At 67.5% G+C, this 26080-nt stretch carries 28 protein-coding genes; 15 read left to right on the plus strand and 13 right to left on the minus strand.

Annotated features, from left to right (window positions below; translation table 11 throughout):
- The first annotated feature begins 30 nt into the window (after positions 1 to 30).
- From ABDZ36_RS02110 to ABDZ36_RS02120, 3 genes are all read left to right on the plus strand, one after another.
- On the plus strand, positions 31 to 1950 hold the full coding sequence (locus ABDZ36_RS02110; RefSeq protein ID WP_211311777.1) for a beta-CASP ribonuclease aCPSF1: 1920 nt from the start codon (positions 31 to 33) through the stop codon (positions 1948 to 1950).
- 132 nt (positions 1951 to 2082) lie between these two features.
- The gene (locus ABDZ36_RS02115) at positions 2083 to 2289 is read left to right on the plus strand and encodes a cold-shock protein (RefSeq protein ID WP_008418277.1); all 207 of its coding nucleotides are present in this window, start codon (positions 2083 to 2085) and stop codon (positions 2287 to 2289) included.
- A gap of 216 nt (positions 2290 to 2505) precedes the next feature.
- Entirely contained in the window at positions 2506 to 2889 is a 384-nt protein-coding gene (locus ABDZ36_RS02120) for a methylglyoxal synthase (protein ID WP_211311778.1), read from the plus strand.
- A 35-nt stretch (positions 2890 to 2924) separates the two neighbouring features.
- On the opposite strand, the gene ABDZ36_RS02125 is transcribed toward ABDZ36_RS02120, so the two are convergent.
- Both ABDZ36_RS02125 and ABDZ36_RS02130 read right to left on the minus strand, forming a co-directional pair.
- Positions 2925 to 3764, minus strand: coding sequence for an endonuclease III domain-containing protein (locus tag ABDZ36_RS02125; RefSeq protein ID WP_211311779.1), 840 nt, complete (start codon positions 3762 to 3764; stop codon positions 2925 to 2927).
- A gap of 48 nt (positions 3765 to 3812) precedes the next feature.
- Complete coding sequence (locus ABDZ36_RS02130) at positions 3813 to 4457, minus strand: alpha/beta hydrolase (protein ID WP_211311780.1); 645 nt, start codon at positions 4455 to 4457, stop codon at positions 3813 to 3815.
- Positions 4458 to 4590: 133 nt separating this feature from the next.
- On the opposite strand from ABDZ36_RS02130, the gene ABDZ36_RS02135 reads away from it, so the two are divergent.
- Positions 4591 to 4926, plus strand: a complete 336-nt coding sequence (locus ABDZ36_RS02135) for a winged helix-turn-helix transcriptional regulator (protein ID WP_425545295.1) — start codon at positions 4591 to 4593, stop codon at positions 4924 to 4926.
- Between the two features lie 41 nt (positions 4927 to 4967).
- Here the strand turns inward: ABDZ36_RS02135 and ABDZ36_RS02140 are convergent, their stop codons facing one another.
- Positions 4968 to 5384, minus strand: coding sequence for a DUF371 domain-containing protein (locus ABDZ36_RS02140; RefSeq protein WP_211311782.1), 417 nt, complete (start codon positions 5382 to 5384; stop codon positions 4968 to 4970).
- A gap of 277 nt (positions 5385 to 5661) precedes the next feature.
- Here ABDZ36_RS02140 and ABDZ36_RS02145 point away from each other — a divergent pair, with 277 nt between their 5' ends.
- From ABDZ36_RS02145 to ABDZ36_RS02170, 6 genes are all read left to right on the plus strand, one after another.
- Positions 5662 to 6561, plus strand: coding sequence for a coiled-coil protein (locus ABDZ36_RS02145; RefSeq protein ID WP_211311783.1), 900 nt, complete (start codon positions 5662 to 5664; stop codon positions 6559 to 6561).
- Between the two features lie 120 nt (positions 6562 to 6681).
- Positions 6682 to 7683 (plus strand): signal peptide peptidase SppA, encoded by a 1002-nt coding sequence (sppA, locus tag ABDZ36_RS02150; RefSeq protein WP_211311784.1) that lies wholly within the window; start codon positions 6682 to 6684, stop codon positions 7681 to 7683.
- Positions 7684 to 7765: 82 nt separating this feature from the next.
- Complete coding sequence (locus ABDZ36_RS02155) at positions 7766 to 8893, plus strand: DUF373 family protein (RefSeq protein WP_211311785.1); 1128 nt, start codon at positions 7766 to 7768, stop codon at positions 8891 to 8893.
- 36 nt (positions 8894 to 8929) lie between these two features.
- A complete protein-coding gene (locus ABDZ36_RS02160; RefSeq protein ID WP_343749184.1) occupies positions 8930 to 9664 on the plus strand; it encodes a diphthine--ammonia ligase in 735 nt (244 codons plus the stop codon).
- A gap of 178 nt (positions 9665 to 9842) precedes the next feature.
- Positions 9843 to 10136 carry a DUF8011 family protein gene (locus tag ABDZ36_RS02165; protein ID WP_211311786.1) on the plus strand — a complete coding sequence of 98 codons (294 nt, stop codon included), beginning with the start codon at positions 9843 to 9845 and terminating at the stop codon, positions 10134 to 10136.
- 344 nt (positions 10137 to 10480) lie between these two features.
- The gene (locus tag ABDZ36_RS02170) at positions 10481 to 11548 is read left to right on the plus strand and encodes a PAS domain S-box protein (RefSeq protein ID WP_211311787.1); all 1068 of its coding nucleotides are present in this window, start codon (positions 10481 to 10483) and stop codon (positions 11546 to 11548) included.
- A 3-nt stretch (positions 11549 to 11551) separates the two neighbouring features.
- Here ABDZ36_RS02170 and ABDZ36_RS02175 read toward each other — a convergent pair whose 3' ends face one another.
- Positions 11552 to 12526, minus strand: coding sequence for a nucleotidyltransferase family protein (locus tag ABDZ36_RS02175; RefSeq protein ID WP_211311788.1), 975 nt, complete (start codon positions 12524 to 12526; stop codon positions 11552 to 11554).
- A gap of 97 nt (positions 12527 to 12623) precedes the next feature.
- Between ABDZ36_RS02175 and ABDZ36_RS02180 the strand changes: the two genes are divergently transcribed.
- Positions 12624 to 12914 carry a transcriptional regulator gene (locus ABDZ36_RS02180; RefSeq protein WP_211311789.1) on the plus strand — a complete coding sequence of 97 codons (291 nt, stop codon included), beginning with the start codon at positions 12624 to 12626 and terminating at the stop codon, positions 12912 to 12914.
- Here the strand turns inward: ABDZ36_RS02180 and ABDZ36_RS02185 are convergent.
- The 4 genes from ABDZ36_RS02185 to ABDZ36_RS02200 all read right to left on the minus strand — a co-directional run bounded on the left by ABDZ36_RS02185 (position 12911) and on the right by ABDZ36_RS02200 (position 16290).
- The gene (locus ABDZ36_RS02185; RefSeq protein WP_211311790.1) at positions 12911 to 13333 is read right to left on the minus strand and encodes a Rieske (2Fe-2S) protein; all 423 of its coding nucleotides are present in this window, start codon (positions 13331 to 13333) and stop codon (positions 12911 to 12913) included. The genes ABDZ36_RS02180 and ABDZ36_RS02185 overlap by 4 nt on opposite strands.
- On the minus strand, positions 13330 to 14253 hold the full coding sequence (locus ABDZ36_RS02190; protein ID WP_211311791.1) for a helix-hairpin-helix domain-containing protein: 924 nt from the start codon (positions 14251 to 14253) through the stop codon (positions 13330 to 13332). Before ABDZ36_RS02190 ends, ABDZ36_RS02185 begins: the two co-directional genes overlap by 4 nt.
- Before the next feature lie 26 nt (positions 14254 to 14279).
- The gene (gene aroE / locus ABDZ36_RS02195) at positions 14280 to 15077 is read right to left on the minus strand and encodes a shikimate dehydrogenase (RefSeq protein ID WP_211311792.1); all 798 of its coding nucleotides are present in this window, start codon (positions 15075 to 15077) and stop codon (positions 14280 to 14282) included.
- A 70-nt stretch (positions 15078 to 15147) separates the two neighbouring features.
- On the minus strand, positions 15148 to 16290 hold the full coding sequence (locus tag ABDZ36_RS02200; protein ID WP_211311793.1) for a sodium:calcium antiporter: 1143 nt from the start codon (positions 16288 to 16290) through the stop codon (positions 15148 to 15150).
- A gap of 100 nt (positions 16291 to 16390) precedes the next feature.
- On the opposite strand from ABDZ36_RS02200, the gene ABDZ36_RS02205 reads away from it, so the two are divergent.
- The 3 genes from ABDZ36_RS02205 (at position 16391) to ABDZ36_RS02215 (ending at position 20066) form a co-directional block, all read left to right on the plus strand.
- Positions 16391 to 17752, plus strand: a complete 1362-nt coding sequence (locus tag ABDZ36_RS02205; RefSeq protein WP_211311794.1) for a D-aminoacyl-tRNA deacylase — start codon at positions 16391 to 16393, stop codon at positions 17750 to 17752.
- 26 nt (positions 17753 to 17778) lie between these two features.
- Positions 17779 to 18912 (plus strand): cell division protein FtsZ, encoded by a 1134-nt coding sequence (gene ftsZ, locus ABDZ36_RS02210; protein ID WP_211311795.1) that lies wholly within the window; start codon positions 17779 to 17781, stop codon positions 18910 to 18912.
- 260 nt (positions 18913 to 19172) lie between these two features.
- Entirely contained in the window at positions 19173 to 20066 is an 894-nt protein-coding gene (locus tag ABDZ36_RS02215; RefSeq protein ID WP_211311796.1) for a dihydrodipicolinate synthase family protein, read from the plus strand.
- Between the two features lie 22 nt (positions 20067 to 20088).
- Here the strand turns inward: ABDZ36_RS02215 and ABDZ36_RS02220 are convergent, their stop codons facing one another.
- The 3 genes from ABDZ36_RS02220 to ABDZ36_RS02230 form a co-directional block, all read right to left on the minus strand.
- Positions 20089 to 20769, minus strand: a complete 681-nt coding sequence (locus tag ABDZ36_RS02220; RefSeq protein WP_211311797.1) for a type I 3-dehydroquinate dehydratase — start codon at positions 20767 to 20769, stop codon at positions 20089 to 20091.
- Between the two features lie 24 nt (positions 20770 to 20793).
- Positions 20794 to 21162 (minus strand): hypothetical protein, encoded by a 369-nt coding sequence (locus tag ABDZ36_RS02225; protein WP_211311798.1) that lies wholly within the window; start codon positions 21160 to 21162, stop codon positions 20794 to 20796.
- A gap of 195 nt (positions 21163 to 21357) precedes the next feature.
- The gene (locus tag ABDZ36_RS02230; protein ID WP_211311799.1) at positions 21358 to 22326 is read right to left on the minus strand and encodes a transcription initiation factor IIB; all 969 of its coding nucleotides are present in this window, start codon (positions 22324 to 22326) and stop codon (positions 21358 to 21360) included.
- 124 nt (positions 22327 to 22450) lie between these two features.
- Here ABDZ36_RS02230 and ABDZ36_RS02235 point away from each other — a divergent pair, with 124 nt between their 5' ends.
- The gene (locus tag ABDZ36_RS02235; RefSeq protein WP_211311800.1) at positions 22451 to 23188 is read left to right on the plus strand and encodes a helical backbone metal receptor; all 738 of its coding nucleotides are present in this window, start codon (positions 22451 to 22453) and stop codon (positions 23186 to 23188) included.
- A 27-nt stretch (positions 23189 to 23215) separates the two neighbouring features.
- Here ABDZ36_RS02235 and ABDZ36_RS02240 read toward each other — a convergent pair whose 3' ends face one another.
- Positions 23216 to 24544, minus strand: a complete 1329-nt coding sequence (locus ABDZ36_RS02240) for an APC family permease (protein WP_211311801.1) — start codon at positions 24542 to 24544, stop codon at positions 23216 to 23218.
- Between the two features lie 80 nt (positions 24545 to 24624).
- Positions 24625 to 25941 carry an APC family permease gene (locus ABDZ36_RS02245; RefSeq protein WP_211311802.1) on the minus strand — a complete coding sequence of 439 codons (1317 nt, stop codon included), beginning with the start codon at positions 25939 to 25941 and terminating at the stop codon, positions 24625 to 24627.
- Positions 25942 to 26080: the final 139 nt, after the last annotated feature.

Raw genomic sequence — 26080 nt, forward strand, 5'->3', positions numbered from 1 at the left:
GACGCCCCGACGAAGCCCGCCAGGTTCACTATGAGCTCCGTAGACACGCAACTTGAGGAACTACAACAGACGATCACGGACGAAGTGCCGCCGGACATCTCCGTTACCGAAGTCAAGTACGAGGGCCCGGAACTCGTCGTCTACACCCGCGATCCGAAGAAGTTCGCGGAGAACGACGACCTCATCCGGCGTCTCGCCTCCCAACTCCGAAAACGGATCACCGTCCGTCCCGACCCGGACGTCCTCTCGCCGCCGCGCGAGGCCCGCGAGGAGATCATGGACGTCGTCCCCGAGGACGCCGGCGTCACCGACCTCGACTTCCACGAGGACACGGGCGAGGTCGTCATCGAGGCCACCAAGCCGGGCATGGTCATCGGTCGACACGGCTCAACGCTCCGCGAGATCACCCAGCGCGCGGGGTGGACACCCGAAGTCGTCCGCACGCCGCCGATCGAGTCCTCGACCGTCCGGAACGTCCGGAACTTCCTGAAGACCGAACGCGACGAGCGTCGCGATATACTGGAAAAGGTCGGTCGACAGATCCACCGCGAGGAGATGTCGGACGACGAGTACGTCCGCATCACGACGCTCGGCTGCTGTCGCGAGGTCGGGCGCGCGAGCTTCATCCTCAGCACGCCCGAGACGCGCATCCTCATCGACTGCGGGGACAAACCGGGGAGCGAGGACGAAGTCCCCTATCTGCAGGTCTCGGAGGCGCTCGGGGCCGGCGCGAACACCATCGACGCCGTCGTCCTCACCCACGCGCACCTCGATCACTCGGCGTTCATCCCGCTTCTCTTCAAATACGGCTACGACGGCCCGATCTACTGTACGGAGCCGACCCGCGACCTGATGGGGCTCCTGACGCTCGACTATCTCGACGTCGCGGCCAAGGAGGGTCGGACGCCGCCCTACGACTCCGAGATGGTCCGCGAGGCGATCAAACACTGCATCACGCTCGACTACGGCGACGTGACGGACATCGCGCCGGACGTCAAGCTCACGTTCCACAACGCCGGCCACATCCTCGGGAGCGCCGTCTCGCACTTCCACATCGGCGACGGGCTCTACAACGTCGCCTTCTCGGGGGACATCCACTACGAGGACACCCGTCTGTTCAACGGCGCGGTCAACGACTTCCCGCGCGTCGAGACGCTCGTCATGGAGTCGACGTACGGCGGACGCAACGACTACCAGACCGACCAGGATGACTCCGAGCGGAACCTCATCGAGATCATCAACGAGGCGTACGAGCGCGGCGGAAAAGTGGTCATCCCGGCGTTCGCCGTCGGGCGCTCCCAGGAGCTCATGCTCGTCTTGGAGGAGGCGATGCGGACCGATAAGATCCCGACCATGCCCATCCACCTCGACGGGATGATCTGGGAGGCCACCGCCATCCACACGACCTACCCGGAGTTCCTCCGCGACGACCTCCGCGATCGGATCTTCCACGAGGACGAGAACCCCTTCCTCGCCGACCAGTTCAACCACATCGACGGCGGCGAAGACGAGCGCATGGACGTCGCCGAGGGCGAGGAGTGCATCGTCCTCTCCACCTCCGGGATGGTCACCGGTGGCCCGATCATGAGCTGGCTCGAACACCTCGGGCCACAGGAGGACAACCAGATGATCTTCGTCGGCTACCAGGCCCAGGGGACGATGGGGCGACGCATCCAGAGTGGCTGGGACGAGATTCCGATGGGCGGCGAGGGCGGGCGGACCCAACACCTCCAGCTCAACATGGACGTCGCGACCGTCGATGGCTTCTCCGGGCACGCCGACCGCCAAGGTCTCGAGAACTTCGTGCGCACGATGAACCCCCGTCCCGAGAAGGTGCTCTGCGTGCACGGCGACGAACGCTCCACGCAGGACCTCTCCAGCGCGCTCTACCACGACTACAACATGCGGACGTTCGCACCGAAGAACCTCGAAACGTTCCGGTTCCTCTAGGCCACCGGTCACGGTAGGGGGTGGACAGTCGTGTATCCATCGCGATGTCACGACTGCGAATGTACCGTCGAGAGCCGTGGTACCTTGACACTCGCAAGGGTTATCCCGTACACGGCCCTCTGTTTGGTTGTAATGGCAAACGGTAAGGTTGACTTCTTCAACGACACGGGCGGCTACGGTTTCATTTCGACTGACGACGGCGACCTCGACGACGACGAAGACGTCTTCTTCCACATGGAAGATGTCGGCGGCGAAGACCTCACCGAGGGGACTGAGGTCGAGTTCGATATCGAGTCCTCCCCCAAGGGGCCTCGCGCAGCGAACGTCGTTCGACAGTAAGACCGACACACACTGTCGCACGCGGCGACAGACAACACTCTCAGTTTTGTAGAGATCAGACGTTCTAGCTGCTGCTCTCCGCGCACGCGAGAAACGATCCGCAGAGAAGCGTTGGTCCGCAGGGCGAACGTTCGCGTGACGGCCGCTGACTCCTCCGAGGAACAGCAACCGGTCGGGGGTGCGAAGGTTCTTACTCCCGCCCCCCGGAGTACCGGTATGCGTATCGCGCTCATCGCACACGACGAGAAGAAACCGGAGCTCATCGAGTTCGCACAAAGCCACGAGGCGCGCCTGAAGCAGTTCGACCTCATCGGCACCGGCACGACGGGCAAGCGCATCATGGAGGAGACGGACCTCGAAGTCGAGCGGAAGGCCTCGGGCCCGCTCGGCGGCGACATGATGATCGGCGCGGAGGTCGCGGAGGGGGACTGTGAGGCCATCATCTTCATTCGCGACGTCCTCACCTCCCAGCCCCACGAACCCGATATCTCGGCGCTGTTGCGTATCTGCGACGTCCACGACATCCCGCTCGCGACGAACCTCTCGTCGGCGGAGCACGTCATCGACGGGCTCGCTGAGGAGATCGGCGCGGACGAGTAGGCGTCACACCTGCGGTGAATCGGCTTCGGCGCGTGCTACTCCACGGTATCAGCGGGATCGACGACCTCGTCCGAATCCGGATAGACGCCGACCTGTTCGCAGCAGTCCGCCATCGGACACGCCTCGGGGTCGTCAAGGCACGCGGGTTTCCGGGCGCTGCAGAAGTCCCGGCCGAATTGGATCATCGCCGTGTGGCCGAAGCCGCACTTCTCCGCGGGGAGTTCGCGCTCGATGGCCTCGCGCACGCCCTCGTGGTCGGCGTCCGGTGGCGCGAAGCCCATCCGGCGCGCGATCCGATGGACGTGCGTGTCGACGGGGAAGACGCCATCGCGCCCGCCCGCAAAGAGGAGGACGCAGTCGGCCGTTTTCGGCCCGACACCCTTCATGTCGAGGAGCGCGTCGCGGACGGCGTCGGGGTCCTCCCGTTTGACGAACTCGTCGAAGCCGGCCGCGCCGCCATACTCCTCGCACACCCGTTCGGCGAGGCGAATGAGCGTCTCCGACTTCTGGTTGTAGAGCCCCGCGGAGCTGATCGTCTCCGCGAGGTCGGGTTGGTGGGCGTCCGCGAGCGCCGCGGCGAGGTCGGCGTCGTCGTCCGCGTCGTTGTCGGCGGATTCGGGACCGTAGCGCGCCAGCAGCGCGTCGTGGGCGGGCTGGCTCGCCGTATCGGAGGTGTTCTGCGAGAGGACGGTGCGGACGAGACACTCGAAGGCGTCCTGTCCGCCGTAGGTCTTCTGCCAGTAACGTTCGCCGAGGCGGTCGACGACGCGCTCGACGAGCGGCGCGTCCGGGTCGTCGCTCGCGTCGAAGACCGCGCTCGCGCCGCCGCCGGCGTCGCCGCCCGAGATGTTCCGGGTCGGCTCGTCGTCGCTCATACGCGGTGGTTGGCCGGCCGAGAGGAAAAGCGGGGCGGCCCGCGTCGGCTACTCTCCAAGACCGTTCACGATGTCGTTCACGGCCTCGACTTCGTCTGCGAAGATGCCGTGTGGCGCGTCCGGATAGATGCGCTCGTCGACGTCCGCGCCGAGGTCGGTGAGGACGTCAGTCGTTTCGTGGACGCGCGCTTCGGGGATGTGCGGGTCCGAGTCGCTGCAGCCGACGAACGCGGGTGTCCCGTCGAAGTCGCCGCCGTAGCGCTCGCGCTCGACGGTCTCGCCGATGAGGCCGCCGGAGAAGGCGACGACGCCGCCGTAGCGTCGCGCGTTGCGCGCGGCGTATTCGGTCGTGAGACAGGCCCCCTGCGAGAAGCCGAGGAGGAGGACGTTTTCGCGCTCGATCCCGGCATCGGTGAGCGTCCCGACGGCGCGCTTGACGGTCGCGAGCGCGGAGTCGAGGTGCGGTTGGTTCGCCTCCGTGGGCGCGGTGAACGGGTTGGGGTACCACGTACGGTTCGTCGCGCCCGGCGCGACGTACGCGACATCGTCGCGCTCGAACTCGTCCGCGAGGCCGAGAACGCTCTCCGGGGTGGCTCCGCGGCCGTGGATCAGGACCGCCCCGACGTCGGCGTCGGCCGGATCGGGGCCCGCGGTAGCGAATGCGGCATCCGCGTGGGGATCGTTCGCCGCCATTCAGAGCCCCGCGCCGTCGAAGGTGTCCCGCCGATCGGTCTCCGATCCGCCGTCCTGATCGCGTACTAGTTGCATTACGTTACCTGGTACGATGGCGAACTACTTATTTCCCCACGAACGTACACGTAAGCAGGTGACACCCGTGTCAGGAGGTACCGACGTCGAGGCGGAGAACGAGGCGGCGTGCGCGGCCGTCGACTCACTGGAACTGATCGGATCGCAGTGGCGACTCATCGTCCTCTACGCGCTTCAGGACGGCGAGAAGCGGTTCAACGAGCTCAAACGCGCGACCGGCGCAAACGCGCGCACGCTCTCCCGCGTGCTCGACGACCTCGGCGAGGCCGGGCTCGTCTCGCGGCGCGTCGAGGAGGATGCACCCGTCGCGACGTACTACGCCCTGACCAAGAAGGGCGGCGCGCTCTGCCCCGTCTTCGACGAGATCGAGGCGTGGGCTGACGAGTGGCACTGAGCGAGCGCTTGCTGCTTCAGCCTCCGACGTACTGAGACGCGCTACTCGATGGTCAGCGTGAACGTCGCCTCGACGCCGTCGGCGAGCGCCGCAACGAGATTGCGGTCGAACCCCTCGGCGGCTTGCTCGGCGTCGAGCATGACCGTCCGGTCGTCGACGTAGGTGCTCGTTCGGCCGACCATCGAGCGCTCGCTCGCGAAGGTGAGCTCGGGGTCGCCGCGGCCCGTCACGGTGTGTTCGTGTCCGTCGGCCTCGAGAGTCGCGATGATCGTCGCGTCGGCGTCGCTGGCGGCGGCGACGAACGCCTCGTCGAAGTCGACCGGGGCACGATCGGCCTCAACGGCGAGGATACAGTCGCCGGCGGGCGTAAGGTAGTCGTCGGTCGTGACCTCGAACGTGCTCGCGTGGGCGGCGCTGACGTTGTCGTGACCACGCGCGTGGACGACCTCGCGGTGCATATCCGGGATAGCTTACGGGGCGTATTTCAGTCCATTCGTTCGATGACGAGCGGACCGTCGAGACCGCCACGTACACGGGGCATGCTAGCTGTTTACAACCTCTCAGACGGCGGAAATTTTAAGTGCGGTAACGCCATACGTAAGAGTACCAGAACGCTGCGGGCGTTCGTCAGCACCGCTCGAGAATGAACCGACGCTCTCCTTACGACGGGCAACAGGACACACCGAGCGGTCGCCCTGCGCGACGCTCCGGCGGTATGGAACCGAGGATCAAACAATGGTAGAGGAAGCAACTCTCGAAGTATCCGATGCGGATGAACTGATCACCGACGAAGAGCTCCAGGAGAAGTCCAAGGGGCAGCTCATCAAGAAGGCGGGTCAGTTCCGCGACCGACGTAACGAACTCAACCAACTCGCTTCTTCCCGCGCCTCCGACCGGGACGACCTCAACGCGAAGACGCGCGAGAAGGTCGACGAGGCTCAGGAACACCGCGAGAAGCGCGACGAGCTCAACGAGCGCGTCCAAGAGCACAAAGAGCAGCGCAACGAGCTGAACGCGAAGGCCAACGAGCTCTTCGACCAAGTCGACGAGCGCAAGGGCGATCTCGAACTCGACGAGGGCAAGGACCTCGACGAGCTCAAAGAGGACATCGAGCAGCTGGAGTTCAAACAGCAGACCGAAGTCCTCTCGCCCGAGGACGAGCGCGAGCTCATCGAGAAGATCGAGAACAAACGCGAGGAGTACCAGCAGCGCAAGGAGACCCTCGAGGACAACGACGACCTCGAAGAGCTCGTCGATGAGGCCGAGGAGGTCCGCGCCGAGGCGTCGAACCACCACGAGAAGGTCACCGAGCTCGCCGACGAGGCTCAGCAGCACCACAACCAGATGATCGAGGCCTATCGCGAGGCCGACGACATCCGGGACGAAGCCGACGAGATGCACGAGAGCTTCGTCGAGGCCCAGGAGTCCGCCGACGCCCACCACGAGGCGTTCGTTCGCGTCCAAAAGCGCCTGCGCGAACTCGACAAGCAGGAAGAAGAAGAGCGCAAGGACGAGCGCGCCGCAAAGCAGGAGGAGGCCCGCGAGGAGGCCGAGGAGATCTACGAGCGGTTCAAGGAGGGCGAAACGGTCGATACCGAGGACCTTCGCAAGCTCCAGAAGTCCGGCCTGCTGTAGAGAACGAACACGTTTTCCCCGTTTCCTCACGTTTTCGCACGCCGACCAGCGACGGCTACATGACGCGCCGCGCGACGCGTGACCCGTGTGTTTAGGTGACTCGCGCACCCGGTGAGCCGTATGGACACGCTCGGGAAGCGACTGGGCCGGTTCTGCGTCGTCGTCCTCGCCGTCTTCGTCGCGCTCGTCATCGGCTGGACCATCTTCGTGCGGGTCCCGCGGGACGTCGCCGACCTGCTCGGCGTTCTCCTCGTCCTGGGGCTCGGGCTCGTGGTGGCGCGGGCGGCCGCGCGACTCGGTCGCCGCTGGCTCGCCGCGTACGACGTCGCGGAGGTCGCGGTCGAGGGGCCGATCAGCCGCGACGGGAACACGGACGGGCTGACGGGCGGCGTGGTGACGCCACCGGCTGACGCTATCGTCGAACAGATCGAGCGGGCGGACGACGATCCGAACGTCGAGGGGCTGCTCGTGGAACTGAACACACCGGGCGGGGAGATCGTCCCGAGCGACGACATCCGCCTCGCCGCCGAGCGCTTCGAGGGGCCGGTCGTCGCCTACGCGACCGATCAGTGCGCGAGCGGCGGCTACTGGATCGCGACGGCGTGCGACCGGCTGTTCGCCCGCGAGGGCAGTCTCGTCGGGAGCATCGGCGTCATCGGCTCGACGGTGAACGCAAAGGAACTCGCCGAGGAGCTCGGCGTCTCCTACGAGCGCTTCGCGGCGGGGAAGTACAAGGACGCCGGCCAGCCGCTCAAGGAACTCGACGAGGACGACCGGCACTACCTGCAGGGGCTCGTCGACGACTATTACGACGACTTCGTCGAGCGGGTCGCCGAGGGCCGCGACCTCGACCCGGAGACCGTCCGCGAGACGGAGGCGCGGGTGTTCCTCGGGCGCGAGGCAGAGTCGCGCGGCCTCGTCGACGAGATCGGGACGGCACGCGACGCCGAGGACGCGCTCGCGGACGAACTGGGCCACGAGGTCACGGTCGAGGCGTTCCACGCGTCGCCCGGCCTGCTCCGCCGGCTCCAGGGTGGCGGGCGCGCGCTCGCACGGGCGGCGGGTGCCGGCGTCGCCGACGCGCTCGCGGGCGACGGGGACACCGAGATTCAGTTCCGGTAAGCCGGCTGGCCGGTCGTGACGGCATGCGGGCCACCACGATGTGAGTCTTTTTACGCGCCGCGCGCCACGGGACGAACGTTCGATGCGTACGTTGGTCGTCTGTGTCGACCGGGCGGGCGATATCGCCCGCTCGACCGGAGCCGCGGTGCCGATCGTCGGCCGGGACGCCATCGAGGACCTCGTTATCGACCTCGGCCAGCGCGATCCCGAGGACTCGACCGTCAACTGTCTCTTAGAGGCATTACGCGTCGGTGCGGACGTCGATGACGGGACCAACGAGGCCATCGTCGCGGCCGTCTCCGGGGCGGCTGACACCGCCGTCGGTGCGGATCGCGCACTCGCCGAACAGCTGGACGAGCTCGTCGCGACACATGCCCCGGACACCGCAGTGGTCGTAGTCGACACGGCGGGCGACGAGGGCGTCGTCTCGATCGTGGAGAGCCGCCTGCCGGTCGACGCCGTCGATCGCGTCGTCGTCCGGCAGGCCCGCGACATCGAGAGCACGTACTACCTGTTGAAGCAGTTCCTCGCGGACGAGGAGCTCCGCGAGAGCGTCCTCGTCCCCCTCGGGGTCGTGCTCCTCGTCTTCCCCGTCCTCCTCACGGTCACCGGAAGCCTCGCGCTCGCCATCGCGTCCATTACCGCGGTCATCGGTGCGTTCCTCCTCTACAAGGGCCTAAGCGTCGACGAGCGCCTCGGAGTCGTCTCGACGCAGGCCCGCAAGGCGCTCTACTCGGGGCGTGTCTCCATCGTCACGTACGTCATCGCGGTCGGGTTGACGCTCGTCGGGGCGTTCGTGGGCGCGCTCAGCGTCTCCGGGCTCGGGGACGCAGGCGCGTTCGTCACCGCGATGGCGTTCGTCTACCACAGCGTGCCGTGGCTCGCGCTCGCCGCGCTCGCGGGCGCGACGGGGCGGCTGATCGACGAGTTCATCCGCGACGACGGGCTGCGCGCCTCGTACCTCAATCTCCCCTTCGGCGCGATCGCGGTCGGCCTCGTCGTCCGCGGCTTCAGCGCGTACTTCGTCGAGCAGGCCGGCATCATCTCGCCCGCTCACGCGCCCGCGCTGCCGCTCGTCGCTGGTGGCGTGCTCTCACCCGAGGAGCGCCTGACGGCGTTCGTGTTGCTCGGCGTGCTCATCAGCCTCGTCGGGATCCGCGTGTCGAGTCACCTCACCGCTGAAAGCCCCGGGCGAGACGAGACGCCGTAGCGCGGGACCTTTAGCCGTCGGCGCGTACGAGAGCGTATGAGCGAGGATGAGGTGGACGACGGCGAGTGGGTATCGTTGTTCTCGGGTGGGAAGGACTCCAGTTGGGCGCTCTACGAGGCCCTGGAGGCTGACATGAACGTCACGCGGCTGCTTACCGTCCACCCGAGCGAGGATTCCTACATGTACCATGTGCCGGCGACGCACCTCACGAGTCTCGCCGCCGAGAGCATCGGGATCGAGCACATGAACCTCGAGCCCGACGACTTCGACGCCCCGAACGCCGTCGATGCGGGCGCACAGGGCGACGCCGAACTCGAACCGCTCGAACGCGCCCTACGGGACCTCGCGGCCGACCTCGACGGCGGGCTGGCGGGCGTCACGGCAGGTGCGATCGAGAGCGAGTTCCAGACCTCGCGCATCGAGGCGATGGCCGACCGACTCGGTTGTGCCGTGTTCGCGCCGCTCTGGGGCGAGGATCCGATCGAGCTCGGTGAGGCGATGCTTGATGCGGACTTCGAAATCACGATCCTCCAGGTCGCCGCGTACGGCCTCGATGAGTCGTGGCTCGGCCGGACGCTCGATCGGGACGCCCTCGCCGACCTCGAAGCGCTCAACGACGAGTACGGCGTCCACCCGCTCGGCGAGGGCGGGGAGTTCGAGACGTTCGTCACCGACGCCCCGCACATGGACCAGCCGATCGAGTTGGCGTACGACACCGTTTGGGAAGGGAATCGGGGGCACGTCGAGATCACCGACGCACGATTGGGATAGCGGTGGGAGTGGGCGATACGGAGAGGGAATAGGGGAAAAAGGCTCTGTTGAAATCCTCTGTGGCTGATAGTTTGATTGCGGCCTGTTGAATAGACGGCGCGAGTCGGTTAACAGCCTTTCCAGTCTCAGCGGTAAGTACAGCCGAACGATTTACTTGGTCAAACGTCTGTTAGTACGTGTGAACACAGTTCGACAGATACTGTTTCGTGAGCCAGATGGACGGCGGAAGGGGCTCCTCTTCTCCCTCTTCTCCGTCGTTTGCCTCCTCGGCTGGGCGTATTTCGGCATTGTACTCGACGGCCCTCACAATATGCTCTTTTTGGGTATCGCGTTCGCGTTCACCGGGGTAGCCGAATCTCTTCCGCCGACCCGACAGCGTTCAGCAGGCGTACTTAGAATAGTTGGCCTCGGTGTCATCATCGTCTTCCTCGGTCTCCTCATATTGGCTCCAGAGGTAATCTGGACTGGGTGAGTGGTGTCTGTCTCGAGAAGTACGCAACCCCTTTTACCGGGTGTTTCACAGCAGATAGTGTCTAACTAATAGGATTTCAACAGGGCGGGAAAAAGACAGTGCGGTGCAGGGCGAGGCGATGCGGGACGAGGCGAGGCGGTGCGGTGCAGGGCGTTCGGAGCGGTGCGGGGCGGTGCGGGGGCGGTGCGGGGGCGCGGCGGTGACGGCTCCGGCGATTCGACGGCGCGCGGAGCGCGCCGCCTTTTTGGTCCAGCTTTTTCGAGGAGTGGTCGGCTCCGCCGACCCGACGACGAAAAAGGTGGGGCAGGAAACCCTTATCACTCGTTCGGCCCGAGGTGTCGTTCATGGGGGATGTCGCCGATTTGGTTCGGGCCGGAGGGTCGCTCCGCGAGGAATCGGAGTTCCTGCAAGTGCTCGTCGAAAACACGTCACAGGGAATCTTGACGATCGACACGGACAGCGTCATCCTCTTCGCGAACCCCGCAATCGAGCCGATCCTTGGATACACGCCTGAGGAGCTGATCGGCAGCTCGAAGATGACGATCATCCCGGATCGGTTGCGCTCCGCGCACCAGAACGGGCTGGACGCGTTCGTCGAGACCGGCGAGCGACACATCGACTGGGACGGCGTCGAGCTCCCGGCGCTCCACAAGGACGGCCACGAGGTGCCGGTTATGGTGAGTCTCCGCACACACGAGTACCGCGGCGAACGGGTGTTCACCGGGATGTTCACGGACGTAACGGAGCGCAAACAACGCGAGGCGGCGTTGCGAGAGCAGAAAGAGGAACTGGAGGAGTTTGCGGACGTGCTCTCACACGACCTGCGCAATCCCTTGCAGGTCGCGAAAGCCCAGCTCGCGCTCGGCCGGCACGCGGACGACACCGCGAAGCGCGAGGAGTTCTTCGAGACGGTGGATGAGTCGCTGGACCGGATCGACGCGATCATCGAGGACATGCTGGCGCGCGCCCGCGACGAAGGGGAGGCACGGGCCCCCGATACGCTCCTCCTCCACGCGATCGCGCGGGCGGCGTGGGAGACGGTGGCGACAGATGATGCGACGCTCACGCTCCCGGACGGCGTGTGGCAGGTGCGGGCGAACCGGAGTCGACTCCGGCAGGTCTTCGAGAACCTCTTTCGCAACGCCGTGGAGCACGGGAGACGGGACGTGGCGGTCCGCGTCGGCGTGCTCGGCGACGCGGAGGGCTTCTACGTTTCGGACGACGGACCGGGATTCGGCGACGACGTGAAGGCCCAGGCGGTAGCGGCCGACGGGCCGGTCGGGGGGCACTACGGCCTCCACATCGTCGGGACGGTCGCGTCCGAGCACGGGTGGGAGATGCGCCTCGCGGACGACCTGGGCGGCGGCGCGCGGGTCGAGTTCCGCGACGTGGCGCTGATCGAGAAGGAGTGAGCGCTACTCGCCGTCGCCGTTCGTGATGTGCGTGTGCGCGCCGATGAGCGCGCCCGAGAAGTCGATGTTTTCGAGGCGGGTGTCCCGGTCGATGATGGAGTCACGGACGTCGCACTCGTAGAGCGTGGCGTCGGGGAAGACGACAGCGCGATCGAGACTGGAGTCGACGACCTCCGCGCCGGACATAACGTGGACGTCGTCGCCGATGACGGTGTTCTCGACGGTGGCGTCGTCGTCGACGAGCGAGTCGCCGCCGAGCGTCCACGCGACGGCATCGAGATACGACTCGGGGGTGCCGATGTCAAACCACGCGCCCTCGAAGGTGTAGGCGTGGACGCCGGTGCGGGCCTGGAGCCACTGGATGAACCAGCCGGGCTCGTCGGGGTTCTCGCCCGCCTCGAGGTACTCATCAAAGAGCGGGACGACGTCCTCGGGGAAGGCGTAGCAAGCGATGGAGACAAGCGTGCTCTTCGGGTTGTCGGGCTTCTCCTGGAAGTCGACGACCTTGTCGCCCTCGAGGTCGACGAGCCCGTAGGACTTCGCGCGCTCGTAGCTCCCGACGTCGTAAGCGGCGATCGTCGGGGTCTCCGTCTCCTCGAAGAAGTCGACGAAGTCCGCGACGTCGAAGCTGATGAGGTTGTCGCCGGCGATGACGAGCGTGTCGTCTGCGACGTTCTCGCGCTCGAAGAGCTGGGCGAGCGCGCCGACGACGCCGAACTTCTCGTCCTCCTCGCTCGTGTCCTCGACGGAGAGCGTCGGCTTCTCGTAGTCGGATTCGGCGAGGTGCTCGCGGAAGTCGTCCGCGAAGCGCTCGTTCGTCGAGACGAACACCTCGTCGATGCGGTCGTCGGCCTCAAGTTCGGCGAAGATCCGGTCGATGACCGTGGAGTCGCCGACGGGGAGGAACATCTTCGGTCGGTTCTTGGTGATGGGCCAGAGCCGCGTCGCGTACCCACCCGCCAGCACGACGGCTTTCATACGCTCACGGATTCCCGCGGTACCTAAGTCCTTTTTCCTTCAAAGTACGAGTCGCGAGCACCGCCACCGCTAAACCGCGAGACGGCGTAGCGCTGGTATGGAGTCACGGACGACGCGCGAGCGCATCGCCGACGCGCTGCGCGAGGGCCCGGAGACGCCGAGTTCGCTCGCAGAACGCTTCGAGGTGACGCCGCACGCCGCGCTCGGGCACGTCGAGCACGTCGCGAGATCCGTTCGAGGCGCTGGCGACGAAGAGCTGCTCGTCCGCCCGCCGGAGTGTCGCGAGTGCGGCTTTACGGGATTCGACGACCCGCTAAACCTCCCCTCGCGCTGCCCGGAGTGTAAACACGAGGGCATCGAGGAGCCCGCGTTCGTCGTCGAGACCTAGAAGCCCAGCCGTTCGCCGGGGTTGGTCGAGCGGTCGCGCTCCGCGTCGGCTTCGCCCACCCGGAGGAAGTCGTAGTCGTCGTCGACGAGGTGGACGGAACCGTCCATAATCGCCACGTCGGCGGCGTCGAGCGTCGCCCCCTCGGGCGGCCCGAAGTCACAGTAGCCGCTCTCCGTGTCGAATGTCGCGCCGTGTTTCCCGCAGACGAGTTCGGCGTTTCGGACCGTCGCGCCGTCGCCCTTGTCGAAGCGGACATCCGTCCAGTGGGGGCACACGTTACGCCACGCCTCGACGTCGCCGCCGCCGACGCGGACGAGGACGAACTCGACCTCCGCGCCGCTCGCGTCTCGAAGCGTGACGAGCAGCGTCGAATCGGTCGGGATATCGTCGACCGCCGCCATCCGCGTGCCCGCGCTCATTTGTCGACGCGGTCGGTCGCGTCGTCCACCCAGCGGCGGATGCGTTTCGGCGAGAGCCCGGTTTCCTCGGCGAGCGCGTCGACATCGGCGGTCGCGAGGTCAGCCACGGTTTCGACGCCGGCCTCGTTGAGGCGTTCGGCGTAGGCGGGGCCGACACCGGAGACGATCTCGACCGATTCGGCACCCTCGGTGTCGGCGACGTCGTCGCCCGTCTCCACCTCGATGTCCGCGATGTCGGTCTCCATGTCGGCCTCGCTCGGTCCAGCGGCCTCGGCGGGCTCGGCCGCGTCAGCGGGCGACTCGGGTTCCGCCTCCTCGACTGCGTCGTCGACGAGCGACTCGGTGGATGCCGCGGCGTCCGTCGCCGCTGCCAGTGGTTCATCGACGTCGGATTCGCCCTCCCTGACAGACTCGTCCGTCCCAGTTTCGTCGCTTGGCTCGACATCCGCGACGTCGGTCGTCATGTTGTCCTCGCCCGGGCCGGCAGCCTCCGCGGGTTCGGCGGCTTCGGCCGGCGAGGCGGGTTCGCCTTCCTCGACGGACTCCTCGACGAGCGATTCGGTCGACGCCGCAGCATCCGTCGCGGCGGCCAGTGGTTCCTCGACATCGGATTCGCCTTCCTCAACAGACTCGTCCGCCCCGGTTTCGTCGCTTGGCTCGACGTCTGCGACGTCAGTCGTCATGTCGTCCTCGCCCGGGCCGGCAGCCTCCGCGGGTTCGGCGGCTTTGGCCGGCGAGGCGGGATCACCCTCCTCGACGGACTCCTCGACGAGCGACTCCGTCGACGCGGTTGCGTCGGTCGCGGCGGCCGGCGGTTCCTCGACGCCGTCAGTCTCCGTAGTAACGCCGGCGTCGTGGCCCCGTCCTGATCCGTCGGACCCGAGGCCGAGCAGCGTTTTCAGTTTCGAGATGAGGCTCATACACCCGGCTAACACCCGGGCAGAACTTAAACCCGGTCCCGGAGCGCGTCGTTCATCGCCACCACGGGCGCATCGATCCCCGTCCAGCGCTCGAAGGCGGCAACGCCCTGATAGAGAAGCATCCACGCGCCGTCGATGGTCGTGGCACCCGCCGCGACGGCGTCGCGGAGGAGTCGCGTTTCGAGGGGCGAGTAGACGGCGTCGAGGACCGCGAGGTCGCCGTGCAGCGCCTCGGCGGGGACGGGAGAGACGTCGTCTTCCATCCCGACACTCGTCGCGTTCACGAGGACGTCCGCGCCGGCGAGGCGATCGTCGAGCGTGTCGAGTCCGGAGGCGGTCGCGCCGACGTCGTCCGCGAGCGCTTCGGCGCGCTCGACGGTACGGTTGGCGACGTGGACGTTCGCCCCGTCCTCGACGAGTGCGACGGCGGCCGCCCGCGCCGCACCGCCGGCACCGACGAGAACGGCGTCAGCCCCCGCAAGCGGGACGTCGAAGTGCTCGAACGAGCGTCTGACGCCCGCGACGTCCGTGTTGTGGCCCGTCGGAACCGGCCCGGAGAAGTCGACGGTGTTGACCGCGCCGACGCGGCGTGCGAGGTCGTCGGGTTCCACGGCGGCGAGGGCGTCCTGCTTGAACGGGATGGTGACGTTGAGGCCGGCGAGGCCGAGCGTGTCGGCGGCACTGATCGCGGCCGCGCCGTCCGCAGCGTCGGGTTCGAGCGTGACGTAGCGCGCGTCCAGGTCGAGTTCCTCGTAGGCGGCCTCGTGCATCGGTGGGGAGAGCGAGTGGCCCACCGGATTTCCGATGAGTCCGTAGACGTCCATAGCGATGGGGGGTGAGCCGGCGGCAAAAGTCCCCCGCTCGGACGGCGAGGGCCGAGGGGTCGGACGGCCGTCAGTGACCGCCGCTGGCGGTGACGCCGAGGACGACGACGAAGTAGACGACGAGCGCGATGAAGGCGGCGTAGAAGAGTCCGCCGATCAGGAAGGGCCGGGGCTTCATCGGCTCCTCGGCTGCGGTGCGCGCGCGGAGGTAGAGGATGCCGCCGGAGACGACGGCGAGGACGACTGACACGGCGTTGAGGAACCCTGAAGTCCCCCACGCGAGCGAGAGGTCCCAGTCGGTGAAGACGATGCCGAGCGTGACGGGGAGCGTCCCCTGAAACGCCATCGCGCCGGTGATGTTGCCGAGTGCGAGCGTGTCCTTGTCGCGGGAGATCCAGAGGACGGAGTTGAACTTCTCGGGGAGTTCGGTGGCGAGGGGCGCGATGAGGAGCGCGACGATGGCGATGGGGACGTTGAGGACGTGTGTGGAGAGCCACTGCACTTCGCTGACGAACAGGTGTGCGCCGGCAATGATGAGGGCGAGCGCGAGCATCGTCTGGAACGCGACGAAGAAGAGGTGAGGATTCTCGCCGTGCTCGTGCGGATCGTAACCGAAGCGGGCGGCGACGCGCTCGACGATGAGGCCGAGGTGGAGAGCGTCTAAGTCCTCGCTCTCGGCGAGTTCGCCGCTCCGGAGCGAGCGCACAAGATAGACGAGATAGAGGATGACGAGGAGTGCGCCCATCGCGTACTCCACGGGGCGGTTGTCGACGAACGCGGCGGCGAACGCGATGACGTAGCCGACGAGGAAGAATGAGAGGTCGCGGCGGGTCGCCGCGTCGTTGAAGTGCATCTCGTCGCCGAACGTCCGCCGATCGCGGAAGTGGAGGACGCTGACGCCGACGAGGAACATCGCGATGGTCGCGAGCATGAACGGCGCGCCGAGGATCGCCCCGACGCCGACGTGTGCGGCCTCCTCGCCGCCCTGCACGATCGCAATGACGGGGATGAGGGTCTCCGGGAGCGCGGTGCCGACGGCGGCGAGGATGCTCCCCGTCGCGGACTCGCTGACGCCGAGGCGATGGCCGAGCCACTCGACGCCGTTCGTGAACACTTCGGCACCGAGCAGGAGGAGCGCGAACGAGCCGGCGAGGAGAAGCGCGCGGTCGGCCGTCGCAGAGAGGAGTGCCGGTGCGAGGAGACTTGTCTGCATAGCTGAGTGATTCGGTTGCTCGCCCATAAGCGATTCCCCCTCACTTCCCCGTCGCCATCGGGTTCGACGCCCCTAAGCGCGCCCGCGCCGTTCGCCCGGTATGACCGTCGGGATCGTCGTGAGTCGCGCCGACAGTGCGTCCGTGCGGATCGGCGAACAGCTACGCGAACGCGCCGACTGGGAGCGTGACGACGAGGGCGGATCAAGCGGCGGCCCCGAGCACATCGCGCGCTACGTCGCGGACGGCTTCGAGTTGCTGGCATTCGACCCGTGGCACCTCGAACTCGACGGCGTCGCCGCGGCGTTCGAGGACCTCGACTTCCTCGTCTTTGCGTCGCGCCACGCCGGCGAGACGGGCCCGCTCCTCACCGCGCACTTCACGGGGAACTTCGGCGCAGCCGAACACGGCGGATCGGATCGCGCGCTCGCCGCGGCCTGCCCGAACGCCCACCACGCGGTCGTCCGTGCGCTCGACGAGCACACCCCCGAGGGGTACGATGCCGGGATGGAGTGCACCCACCACGGCCCGACCGCGGTCGGCGCGCCCTCGATGTTCGTCGAGCTCGGCTCCTCCGAGGCCGAGTGGGCGGACGACGTCGGTGCCGCCGCGGTCGCCGACGCGATCCTCGACCTCCGCGGGGTGGTCCCTCAGACCGAGCGGACAGTCGTGGCGTTCGGCGGCGGCCACTACGTCCCGCGTCCCACGCGGATCGTCGCGGAGACAGACTGGGCCGTCGGGCACGTCGCCGCGGACTGGTGTCTCGACGACCTCGGCGACCCCCGCGAGGGGCGAGACGTGATCGAGCGCGTCTTCGCGGCGAGCGGCGCGACGCGGGCCGTCGTGGACGGCGAGAAGCCGCGCCTACGGGAGGTGCTCGACGACCTCGGCTACGACGTCGTAAGCGAGACGTGGCTCCGCGAGACGACGGGCGTCGCTCTCGACCTCGTCGCCGACCTCGAAGCCGCGGTGGCGAGCGTCGACGACGGCCTGCGGTTCGGGGAGCGGGCACGAGAAGCGACGGCAGACGCGGAGTACATTCTCGTCGACCACCCGGACGACCTCTGGGCGGACGCGCACAGCGTGGATTCGGACGCTGCGCTCGCCGCCACCTCCGCGAACGCGTTTGCGTACACGACCGAGGAGAACGGCAACCGCGTTGCCGGCGAGATCGCGCTCCCGGACGCGGACGCGTACGACGCCTACGTGGACGCGCTCGCAGCGCTGTTGGGCGAAAAGTACGACACGGTGGCGCGCGAGGACGGGACGATACGGATCACCGATACCGCGTTCGACCCGGCGGCCGCGGCCGATCGCGGCGTCCCGGAAGGCCCGAAATACGGCCGACTGGCGAACGGCGAGGCCGTCGCAGTGGACGGAGAGACCGTCGCGCCCGCCGACGTCTCGCGCGAGCGAACGGAAATCTACGCGCTCGCCGATCCGAGTGAGGGAAAAGGTAATTAAACACTTCTCGTTTACTGTATAGGCAAATGGACTCCATCGTGCAGGACGCAATCGACGAGGCCGAGGAGGACGAGGCGTCCTCCACCGGCGTTTCCCCCGACGCGGACGGCGGTGGGGGGGACTCCGGGCGCATGTCCGACGAGGAGCTGCTCGGGGTACTCGAAGAGCTCCAGACGAACATCACAGTCGTCGGCTGTGGCGGCGCGGGGTCGAACACCGTCGATCGGATGTTCGAGGAAGGCATCGAGGGCGCGAAGCTCGTCGCCGCGAACACCGACGTGCAGCATCTCGTCGACATCGAGGCGGACACGAAGATCCTCATCGGCCAGGAGAAGACTCGCGGACGCGGGGCCGGCTCGCTCCCGCAGGTCGGCGAGGAGGCCGCCCTGGAGTCCCAGGACGAGATCAAGGAGTCTATCTCCGGCTCGGACATGGTCTTCGTCACCGCCGGCTTGGGCGGAGGGACCGGTACGGGGAGCGCACCCGTCGTCGCCGAGGCCGCCCGCGAGGCCGGCGCGCTCACCATCAGCATCGTCACGACCCCGTTCACCGCGGAGGGTGAAGTGCGCAGGAACAACGCCGAAGCCGGCCTCGAACGCCTGCGCGACGTCAGTGACACCGTGATCGTCGTCCCGAACGACCGCCTGCTCGACTCCGTGGGCAAGCTCCCGGTCCGCCAGGCGTTCAAGGTCTCCGACGAGGTGCTGATGCGCTCCGTGAAGGGCATCACCGAACTCATCACGAAACCCGGGCTCGTCAACCTCGACTTCGCCGACGTGCGCACCGTCATGGAGAAGGGCGGCGTCGCCATGATCGGCCTCGGCGAATCCGACAGCGAGTCCAAGGCGGTCGACTCTGTCAAGAGCGCCCTCCGGAGCCCGCTCCTCGACGTCGACATCGGCCAAGCCAACTCCGCGCTCGTGAACGTCACCGGCGGCCCCGACATGTCCATCGAAGAGGCCGAGGGCGTCGTCGAGGAGATCTACGACCGCATCGACCCCGACGCGCGCATCATCTGGGGGACCTCCGTGGACGACGAACTCGACGGCGAGATGCGCACGATGGTCGTCGTCACCGGCGTCGAGTCACCCCAGATCTACGGGCACAACGACGACGCCGAACTCGACACGAGCGGCCGCGACATCGACTACGTCGAATAGTACCTTTTGCTGCGCTCGGCCGACGAGGCCGGCCTCGCTGGCAAAAGCTACGTTAAAAGCCTTCCTCACTCCTTTCAGTCGCTCGTCGGCCCGCGAGCCGGAGGCTCGCGGTGAACCGGCGGCCGTCACGAGAACGACCGCAGGGAGTGCGTGTGACGCAACGAGAGACGACGCGCAAGCATCGGAACGTGGTTGGTCGTCGACCCCGCCTCTCGCGCGCCGTAGAAGACACTATGGTCCCGGCCGCCGAGCGAACGACCATGACAGACACACGGGTCCACTGTCCGCTCGTCACGCCGATGACCGCCGACGGATCGATCGACGTCGACGCGCTCGACACCGTCACGCGCGGCGTGCTCGACGCCGGTCTCGACGGTCTCGTCCCCTGTGGAACGACGGGCGAGTTCGCGAGTCTGACGCGCGCGGAGAACCGCACAGTCCTCGAACGCGTGCGGGCGGTCGCGGGCGACGACACGACGCTGATCGCCGGCGCGGGCGCGACGTCCGTGCCCGACACTGTCGACGCGCTCACGGCCGCCGCGGAGGTCGGGGCGGACGCCGGCCTCGTCGTCGTCCCGTACTTCCACACCGCCAACGCGGCCGACGGGAACGCACGCTTCCTCCGCCGCGTCGCCGATCGAAGTCCGTTGCCGCTCTATCTCTACAACATCCCGGCGTGCACGGGGAGCGAAATCCCGGTCGAGACCGTCGCCGAACTCGCCGACCGCGACGACGTCCTCGGGTTGAAGGACTCCAGCGGCGATTTCGGCTATTTCACGGACGTCCTCGCGACGACGCCCGACGACTTCGCCGTCTATCAGGGCGTGGACGGCCAGCTCGTGCCCGCGGGGCTCATGGAGGCGACCGGCGGAATCAACGCCCTCTCGAACGCCGTCCCCGAGGTGTTCGCGGCCGTCCGCGACGCCCTGAACAAGGGTGACGACGCACGGGCACGCGAACTCCACACCGACGCGCTCACGCCTCTCTTCGCGTTCTGCGCCGACCACGGGTTCGCACCGGCGACGAAGGCGGCGCTCGCGGCGCGCGGCCGGATCGACGACGCGGCGGTCCGTCCGCCGCTCGTCGAACTCGACGAGGGTGCACGCGCGGCGGTCGCGGCCGCCGTCGACGACGCGCTCGCGCTCGTCGACTGAGCGCCACGGGTGCGAGCGGTGCTCACTCCCCGCGGAGATCGTCAACCAACTGTCGCAGCGTCGCGAGATCGTACTGTCCCGGTGCCGTAGCCTCCGCAGGATCGACGGGCGCGTAGCCGATCCGCGAGCCGTAGACGGGGAGGACGGCGCGGGAGTGCCTGCCCGCCTCACCCATCGCCATCGTCGCGATCCGCTCGCCCTCGACGTCGTATTCGTGCGTCACCGTGATGAGATCGAGAACGTCCGTGCGCTCGATGGCCGTGACGGCCAGTTTGGCGACATCCCCGTACTCCAAGGCGTTCCCGAGGATCCCGCGGATGTCCTGGCGGAGCGGCGTCCCGTCGAAGTCGTGGGCGGAAACGACGACCGACGCGCCGTGCTCGTGGGCGGCCGTGCGGACGCCCTCGCCGCGGCCATCGAGGCAGGTATCGAGTTCGAGGTCGACCGCGCCGACGGCGTCGTGTGTGACGGCGGTTTTGAGCGCGTCGAGACGCGCGTCGTCGTCCGTGGCCTCGCCGCCTTGTCCCTCGTGGCGGTTCGTCACTAGGAGGGGAAGCTCACCGTCGTAGTCCCGGAGCTGTGCGTCGGAGTCGGCAGCGAGGTCCACGCGGAACTCGACGGCGTCGGCGTGCGCGCGGGCCGCGGGTTCGTCGGCGAGGTCGGCCGTCGCGGCACAGAGCGTGAAATCGTCGAACGAGAGCATGGCCGGGGTTCGCCCGCCGTGCTCTTAGGAACGGGGGATTCGTCGAAGCACAGCACGCCCGCCGTACTCGGCCGCGAGGAACGTCGCGGCGGCGGTGAGACCAATCGTGGCGTACTCGCCGAGCGCGAGAGCGAGCACCAGCGCACCGACGGCACAGCCGACGACGATCCCGGCGATCGCGGCGGCGACGCCGAGTTCGAGGGCGTGATCCCGGTCGCTCGGGACGGTTTCGGGGGAGAGCGCGACGTCCATGACGGGGACGGCGACCGCGAGGCCGATGGCGAACGGAAACGGGTCGAGTGCGACAGTCGAAACGATGCCAGCGACGGCACCGGCGAGGAGCGCACCGACGACGAAGATCGCGGCACGGACGGGGAAAGAGGGCGTCTGCATGCCTCCGCGTTCGACGGCCAGCGGATAAAAGCCACTGCCGACGGGTCAGTCGGGTCGGATCTAGGGATGCGTCGCTACGCGTCGAGAGTGTCGAACGCGCGGGCGTAGTCGGATCGACGCAGGATGCGACGACCGTCAAACGCGCGAACATAGTCGAATCGGTGTGTGATACGACGAACGGAGAATGCGGCGTCGTTACGCCGGAAGGGTGTCCTCGGCCTCTAAGAGCTCGTGGTAGCGGTTGCGGATCGTGACCTCGCTGATGTCGGCGACGTCGCTCACCTTGGCCTGCGTCGTCTTCTCGTTCGTGAGGAGCGCGGCGGCGTAGACGGCGGCGGCGGCGAGGCCGACCGGCGACTTCCCGGAGTGGACGCCCTTGTCCTTCGCGGTCTTGAGGAGGTCGCGGGCGCGGTGCTCAGCCTCGTCGCTGAGTCCGAGCGAGGAGGCGAAGCGCGGGACGTAGCTCTCGGGGTCCGCAGGGCGAACCTCCAGACCGAGCTCCCGAATCACGTAGCGATACGTGCGGGCAATCTCGGCCTTCTCGACGCGCGAGACGTCAGTGATCTCATCAAGGCTGCGCGGGACGCCAGCCTGTCGGGCGGCGGCGTACACGCAGGACGTCGAGACGCCCTCGATGGAGCGCCCCGGGAGGAGGTCCTCCTCGAGCGCGCGGCGATAGATGACGGAGGCCATCTCGCGGACGTTGTCGGGGAGGCCGAGCGCGCTCGCCATCCGGTCGATCTCGCCGAGCGCCTGCTTCAGGTTGCGCTCCTTCGCGTCGCGGGTGCGAAAGCGCTCGTTCCACTTGCGCAGCCGCTGCATCTTCTGGCGCTGGTTCGAGGAGAGGGAGTTGCCGTAGGCGTCCTTGTCGCGCCAGTCGATGTTGGTCGAGAGCCCCTTGTCGTGCATCGTGTTCGTCGTCGGCGCGCCGACGCGGGACTTCTGGTCTTTCTCCTGGGAGTCGAACGCGCGCCACTCGGGCCCGCGGTCGATGTCGTCCTCGTCGACGACGAGGCCGCAGTCCATACAGACGGACTCGCCGTGCTCCTCGTCGGCGACGACGAGGCCGCCACATTCGGGACACTCGTCGGTCGACTCGGTGGTGTCTTCGCTCTCCGTTTCGCGCTCTCCGTGCTGTCGTGCTCTGGTTCGTGCGTTTTGCATACTGCGTGTGCCCCCGGAAAACCCGGAAATCGTCGTGGCATCTTCCTTTCTGCAAAGAACACTTAACGGTTCCGTAATTGACCGACAGCGGTATGCGTACGCGCCACATACGGCGGTATCGTTCGTGAGAGTCTGTTCGCTCGCACCGGCCGCCACCGCTACCGTCGTCGCGCTCGGCGCGCAGGCCGACCTCGTCGGCGTGACGCACAACGCGACGGTCGACGTCGACGCGCCCGCGGTCGGCGGCTGGTTGAACCCCGACTACGACCACCTCGCCGACGTTGACCCGGACGTCGTCCTGACGGGCGACGCCCTCCAGCGCGACGTCCGGGACGAGCTCGTCGATCGAGGGTACGAGGTCCGCCACCGCGAGCCAGCGCGCCTTGACGACGTTCTCTCGGGGTTCGCGGCGCGCGGCGACGACGTGGGGCGGCCCGCGGCCGGGGAGGCCCTCGAAGCCGGCTGCCGCAAGCGCGTGGAGGCGGTGCGCGAGGCCGTCGCCGACGCCGATCGGCCCGTCGTCTACTGCGAGGAGTGGGACGAGCCGCCGATGGCCGCGGGCAACTGGGTGCCGGATGCCGTGCGGGCGGCGGGCGGCCGACACCCGTTCGTCGAGCCCGGCAAACGCTCCCGCGAAGTAGATCGCGGGACGGTCGAGCGGGCCGACCCCGACCACGTCGTCGCACACTACTGCGGGCGCGGGGGTCGCGGCGAGCGGGCGAAACCCGACTTCGACGCGCGCGGCTGGGACATCGACGCGACGGTGCACGTCCTCGACGACTCGCTCCTCAATCAGCCGAGCCCGGCGCTGATCGAGGGGATCGAGGCCCTCGCTCGGCGGCTCCACCCTGAGAGAGCGTGAGAACGCACTCAGGCCGGGTCGCGTAGCTCAGGAGAGGCGCTGCTCGAACTCCTCGATGCCCTCGTGGATGGTCGTTCGCCCCTGGAAATAGACGAGTTCGAGGCCGAGGACGGCGGCGGCGACGACACAGACGACCCAGAAGACGTGGCGTTCCGCGCTCCAGAGGTGGTAGACGAGGAGCGGGATGAAGCAGGCCATTCCGAGAGCGCCGAGCGCGGGCGGCGCGGCGTTGATGGCATCGTCGTCGTGTTCGCGGAAGGCGAGGTAGCACATCACGCCGAAGACGAGCATGAACGCGATGGAGCCGAAGGAGGTGATACCGTTGAGGCTGCCGTAGGCGGCGAACGCGGCGGCGAGGACGCCGATGAGGAGGACGGTGCGCTCGGGCGCGCCGTCGGCGTTCCCGTCGCCGGCCTCGTCCGGGAGGAGCGAGTCCGAGATCATCCCCTTCGCGAGGTTCGCACTGGAGAAGAGGGTACCGTTGATGGCGCTCCCCGTCGAGAAGAGCGCGGCGATGGAGACGACGACGAAGCCGGCGTGCCCAACGAACGTCTGCTCGACAGCGTAGGCGAGCGCACGATCAGGTTCGGTTGCGATGAGGTGTGGACTGACAAGGCTCGTGACGACGACAGCGATAAGCGCGTCGATGACGATGCAGATGATGATCGAGGAGTAGACGCCGATGGGGAGGTTCTTCAGGGGGTCAGCGATCTGATCCTGGTCGTACATCAGGAGCTGCCACCCCTGGAAGGAGACGAAGCTGATAGCGGTCGCCATGATCACTGGCGTCCCCTGCCGGATCGTCGAGAGGCCGTATTCGAGGCTGGCGTTCTTCCACCCGTACCAGAGCCCGAGCGCGATGAAGGCGACGAGGATGGCTACCTTCGTGACGACGAGCGCCTCCTCCGAGGTGCCGGTGGCGCGCGCCCCGAGGAGGTTGAAGACGACGAAGATCCCGACGGCGGCGATGGCGAGGATCGGATGGAGCGGAACGCCCGCGACGGCCTTCTGGCCGACGAGCCCGATGGCGAAACTCCCGAAGGCGTAGGCGTACATCGCGATGGCACCGACGTAGCCGAAGAGGAGCGTCCAGCCGACCATCCCCGCGAGCGTCGTGTTGTCGACGAACTCCTGCAGTTGGGCAACGCTCCCACCACGGTTCTCACCCTTCGCGTTGAGTTTGAGATACGAGTAGGCCGCGCACAGCGAGCCGAGGCTGGCGAGGGTGAAGGCGAGCCACGACGCAGCGTGCGAGATCTGGACGACGACGCCGAGGACGGAGAAGACACCACCCCCGATCATGCCGCCGACGGCGATGCTGATCGCGCCGAACAAGCCGAGTCGATCGTCACCCATAGACGGGGGTTCGACTTCCACCCCTTTGGTTTCTGTGGCGTAGCCGACCACAAAACACAAAGAACCCGGGGTATCACGTCTCAAATCCGGTCTTCAGCGCGCTTGGCGACGCGGGCGAGACGGGTGCGCTCGAAGTAGGTGAGTTCGACGACGAAGAGCGCGGCGAGCGTGAGGACGACGAAGCCGAAGGTTCGGGGTTCGTGGACCGCGAGGTGGTAGCAGAGCAGCGGGAAGAGACACGCGGCCCCGAGGGCCCCGACGAGCGGCGGAAGCGGATGAACGTCGTCGTGATCCCGTTCGGTGAACGCGAGCGCGCTCATCGTCCCGAAAACGACGAGGAACGCGAAGGAGGCGAGCGCCGTGATGCCATCAAGCGTCCCGTAGACGGTGAGCCCGAGCGTGATGATCCCGAGGAGGAGGACGGTGCGCTGGGGGACGCCGTCGCCGTCCGTGTCGGCGGCGATGTGATCGGGGAGAACGTTCTCGTCGGTCATCCCGTTCGCGAAGTGCGCCGCGGAGAAGAGCGTCGCGTTGATCGCGCTCCCGGTGGAGACGACGGCCGCGGCGGCGATGATCGTGAACCCGAGCGACCCAAGAACGGGCTCGGCGGCCTTCGCCAGCGCGATCTCGCCGTACTGGGCAATCTGCGCGGGCGTGAGGAGGCTCGTCGTCGTGACGCCGATGAGGACGTACGTCGCGACGGCGATCGGAATGGCGACGTAGACGGCACGCGGGATGGTCGTCTCGGGATCGACGATGCTCTCGCGGTCGTAGAAGAGCAGTTGCCACCCCTGGAAGGCGACGAAGGAGACGCCCGCGGCGACGACCGGCGCGACCGTCGCAGCCCCGGTGGTACCGAAGTCAAGTAGGCCGTGCGCGGAGCCGTAGGACGCAGCAAGCACGCCGAAACCGAGCAAGACGAGCATCTTCGCGGCGACGAGGGCGTTCTCCGCGGTGCCGGTGGCGCGCGCCCCCATGCGGTTGAGCGTGACGAAGCCGACGACGGCGAGCGCGGAGACGAGCGGCCGGGCGACGCCGCCGAGGACCGCGCGAAGCCCGAGGAGCCCAACGGTGTACTCGCCGAAGGCGTAGGCGTACATCGCCATCGAGCCGACGTAGCCGAAGAGGAGCGTCCAGCCGACCATCCCCGCGAGCGTCGTGTTGTCCGTGTAGCGCTGGACGAACGTGACCGACGCGCCCGTCCGCTCGCCGACCTCGTTGAGCGTGTTGTAGGAGTAGCCGGCGCAGATCGCCACCACGCCGGCGACGACGAACGCGAGCCACGTCCGCGTGCCGGCGATCCGCGCGACGACGCCGAGGACGGAGAAGATGCCGCCGCCGATCATCCCGCCGAGCGCGATGGAGACCGCGGACGGCAGGCCGAGTCGATCCGACATCACGCCGCGGTACGTCGGGCGGATGCTTATGGATGCGGGCCGTCGCATCGCGGAGTCGTTGGGACGCCCGCACAGGTGAAAGAGAGATTCGACCGCTTCGCGGAGGCTGGCACGGAGATGGTCGTGCTCCGCGCCGAAC

This window comes from Halarchaeum salinum, from assembly GCF_039520965.1.
Classification (GTDB): domain Archaea; phylum Halobacteriota; class Halobacteria; order Halobacteriales; family Halobacteriaceae; genus Halarchaeum; species Halarchaeum salinum.

What these genes read in the sequence shown, in the direction of transcription:
- ABDZ36_RS02115 (WP_008418277.1), top strand. Translation starts at nt 2,083, where the DNA reads ATGGCAAACGGTAAGGTTGACTTCTTCAACGACACGGGCGGCTACGGT.
- ABDZ36_RS02230 (WP_211311799.1), bottom strand. Translation starts at nt 22,326, where the DNA reads ATGCAAAACGCACGAACCAGAGCACGACAGCACGGAGAGCGCGAAACG.
- ABDZ36_RS02140 (WP_211311782.1), bottom strand. Translation starts at nt 5,384, where the DNA reads ATGCACCGCGAGGTCGTCCACGCGCGTGGTCACGACAACGTCAGCGCC.
- aroE (WP_211311792.1), bottom strand. Translation starts at nt 15,077, where the DNA reads ATGGACGTCTACGGACTCATCGGAAATCCGGTGGGCCACTCGCTCTCC.
- ABDZ36_RS02190 (WP_211311791.1), bottom strand. Translation starts at nt 14,253, where the DNA reads ATGAGCCTCATCTCGAAACTGAAAACGCTGCTCGGCCTCGGGTCCGAC.
- ABDZ36_RS02180 (WP_211311789.1), top strand. Translation starts at nt 12,624, where the DNA reads ATGGAGTCACGGACGACGCGCGAGCGCATCGCCGACGCGCTGCGCGAG.
- sppA (WP_211311784.1), top strand. Translation starts at nt 6,682, where the DNA reads ATGGACACGCTCGGGAAGCGACTGGGCCGGTTCTGCGTCGTCGTCCTC.
- ABDZ36_RS02175 (WP_211311788.1), bottom strand. Translation starts at nt 12,526, where the DNA reads ATGAAAGCCGTCGTGCTGGCGGGTGGGTACGCGACGCGGCTCTGGCCC.
- ABDZ36_RS02170 (WP_211311787.1), top strand. Translation starts at nt 10,481, where the DNA reads ATGGGGGATGTCGCCGATTTGGTTCGGGCCGGAGGGTCGCTCCGCGAG.
- ABDZ36_RS02145 (WP_211311783.1), top strand. Translation starts at nt 5,662, where the DNA reads ATGGTAGAGGAAGCAACTCTCGAAGTATCCGATGCGGATGAACTGATC.
- ftsZ (WP_211311795.1), top strand. Translation starts at nt 17,779, where the DNA reads ATGGACTCCATCGTGCAGGACGCAATCGACGAGGCCGAGGAGGACGAG.
- ABDZ36_RS02225 (WP_211311798.1), bottom strand. Translation starts at nt 21,162, where the DNA reads ATGCAGACGCCCTCTTTCCCCGTCCGTGCCGCGATCTTCGTCGTCGGT.
- ABDZ36_RS02130 (WP_211311780.1), bottom strand. Translation starts at nt 4,457, where the DNA reads ATGGCGGCGAACGATCCCCACGCGGATGCCGCATTCGCTACCGCGGGC.
- ABDZ36_RS02120 (WP_211311778.1), top strand. Translation starts at nt 2,506, where the DNA reads ATGCGTATCGCGCTCATCGCACACGACGAGAAGAAACCGGAGCTCATC.
- ABDZ36_RS02205 (WP_211311794.1), top strand. Translation starts at nt 16,391, where the DNA reads ATGACCGTCGGGATCGTCGTGAGTCGCGCCGACAGTGCGTCCGTGCGG.
- ABDZ36_RS02215 (WP_211311796.1), top strand. Translation starts at nt 19,173, where the DNA reads ATGACAGACACACGGGTCCACTGTCCGCTCGTCACGCCGATGACCGCC.
- ABDZ36_RS02240 (WP_211311801.1), bottom strand. Translation starts at nt 24,544, where the DNA reads ATGGGTGACGATCGACTCGGCTTGTTCGGCGCGATCAGCATCGCCGTC.
- ABDZ36_RS02220 (WP_211311797.1), bottom strand. Translation starts at nt 20,769, where the DNA reads ATGCTCTCGTTCGACGATTTCACGCTCTGTGCCGCGACGGCCGACCTC.
- ABDZ36_RS02185 (WP_211311790.1), bottom strand. Translation starts at nt 13,333, where the DNA reads ATGAGCGCGGGCACGCGGATGGCGGCGGTCGACGATATCCCGACCGAT.
- ABDZ36_RS02125 (WP_211311779.1), bottom strand. Translation starts at nt 3,764, where the DNA reads ATGAGCGACGACGAGCCGACCCGGAACATCTCGGGCGGCGACGCCGGC.
- ABDZ36_RS02245 (WP_211311802.1), bottom strand. Translation starts at nt 25,941, where the DNA reads ATGTCGGATCGACTCGGCCTGCCGTCCGCGGTCTCCATCGCGCTCGGC.
- ABDZ36_RS02155 (WP_211311785.1), top strand. Translation starts at nt 7,766, where the DNA reads ATGCGTACGTTGGTCGTCTGTGTCGACCGGGCGGGCGATATCGCCCGC.
- ABDZ36_RS02200 (WP_211311793.1), bottom strand. Translation starts at nt 16,290, where the DNA reads ATGCAGACAAGTCTCCTCGCACCGGCACTCCTCTCTGCGACGGCCGAC.
- ABDZ36_RS02110 (WP_211311777.1), top strand. Translation starts at nt 31, where the DNA reads ATGAGCTCCGTAGACACGCAACTTGAGGAACTACAACAGACGATCACG.
- ABDZ36_RS02160 (WP_343749184.1), top strand. Translation starts at nt 8,930, where the DNA reads ATGAGCGAGGATGAGGTGGACGACGGCGAGTGGGTATCGTTGTTCTCG.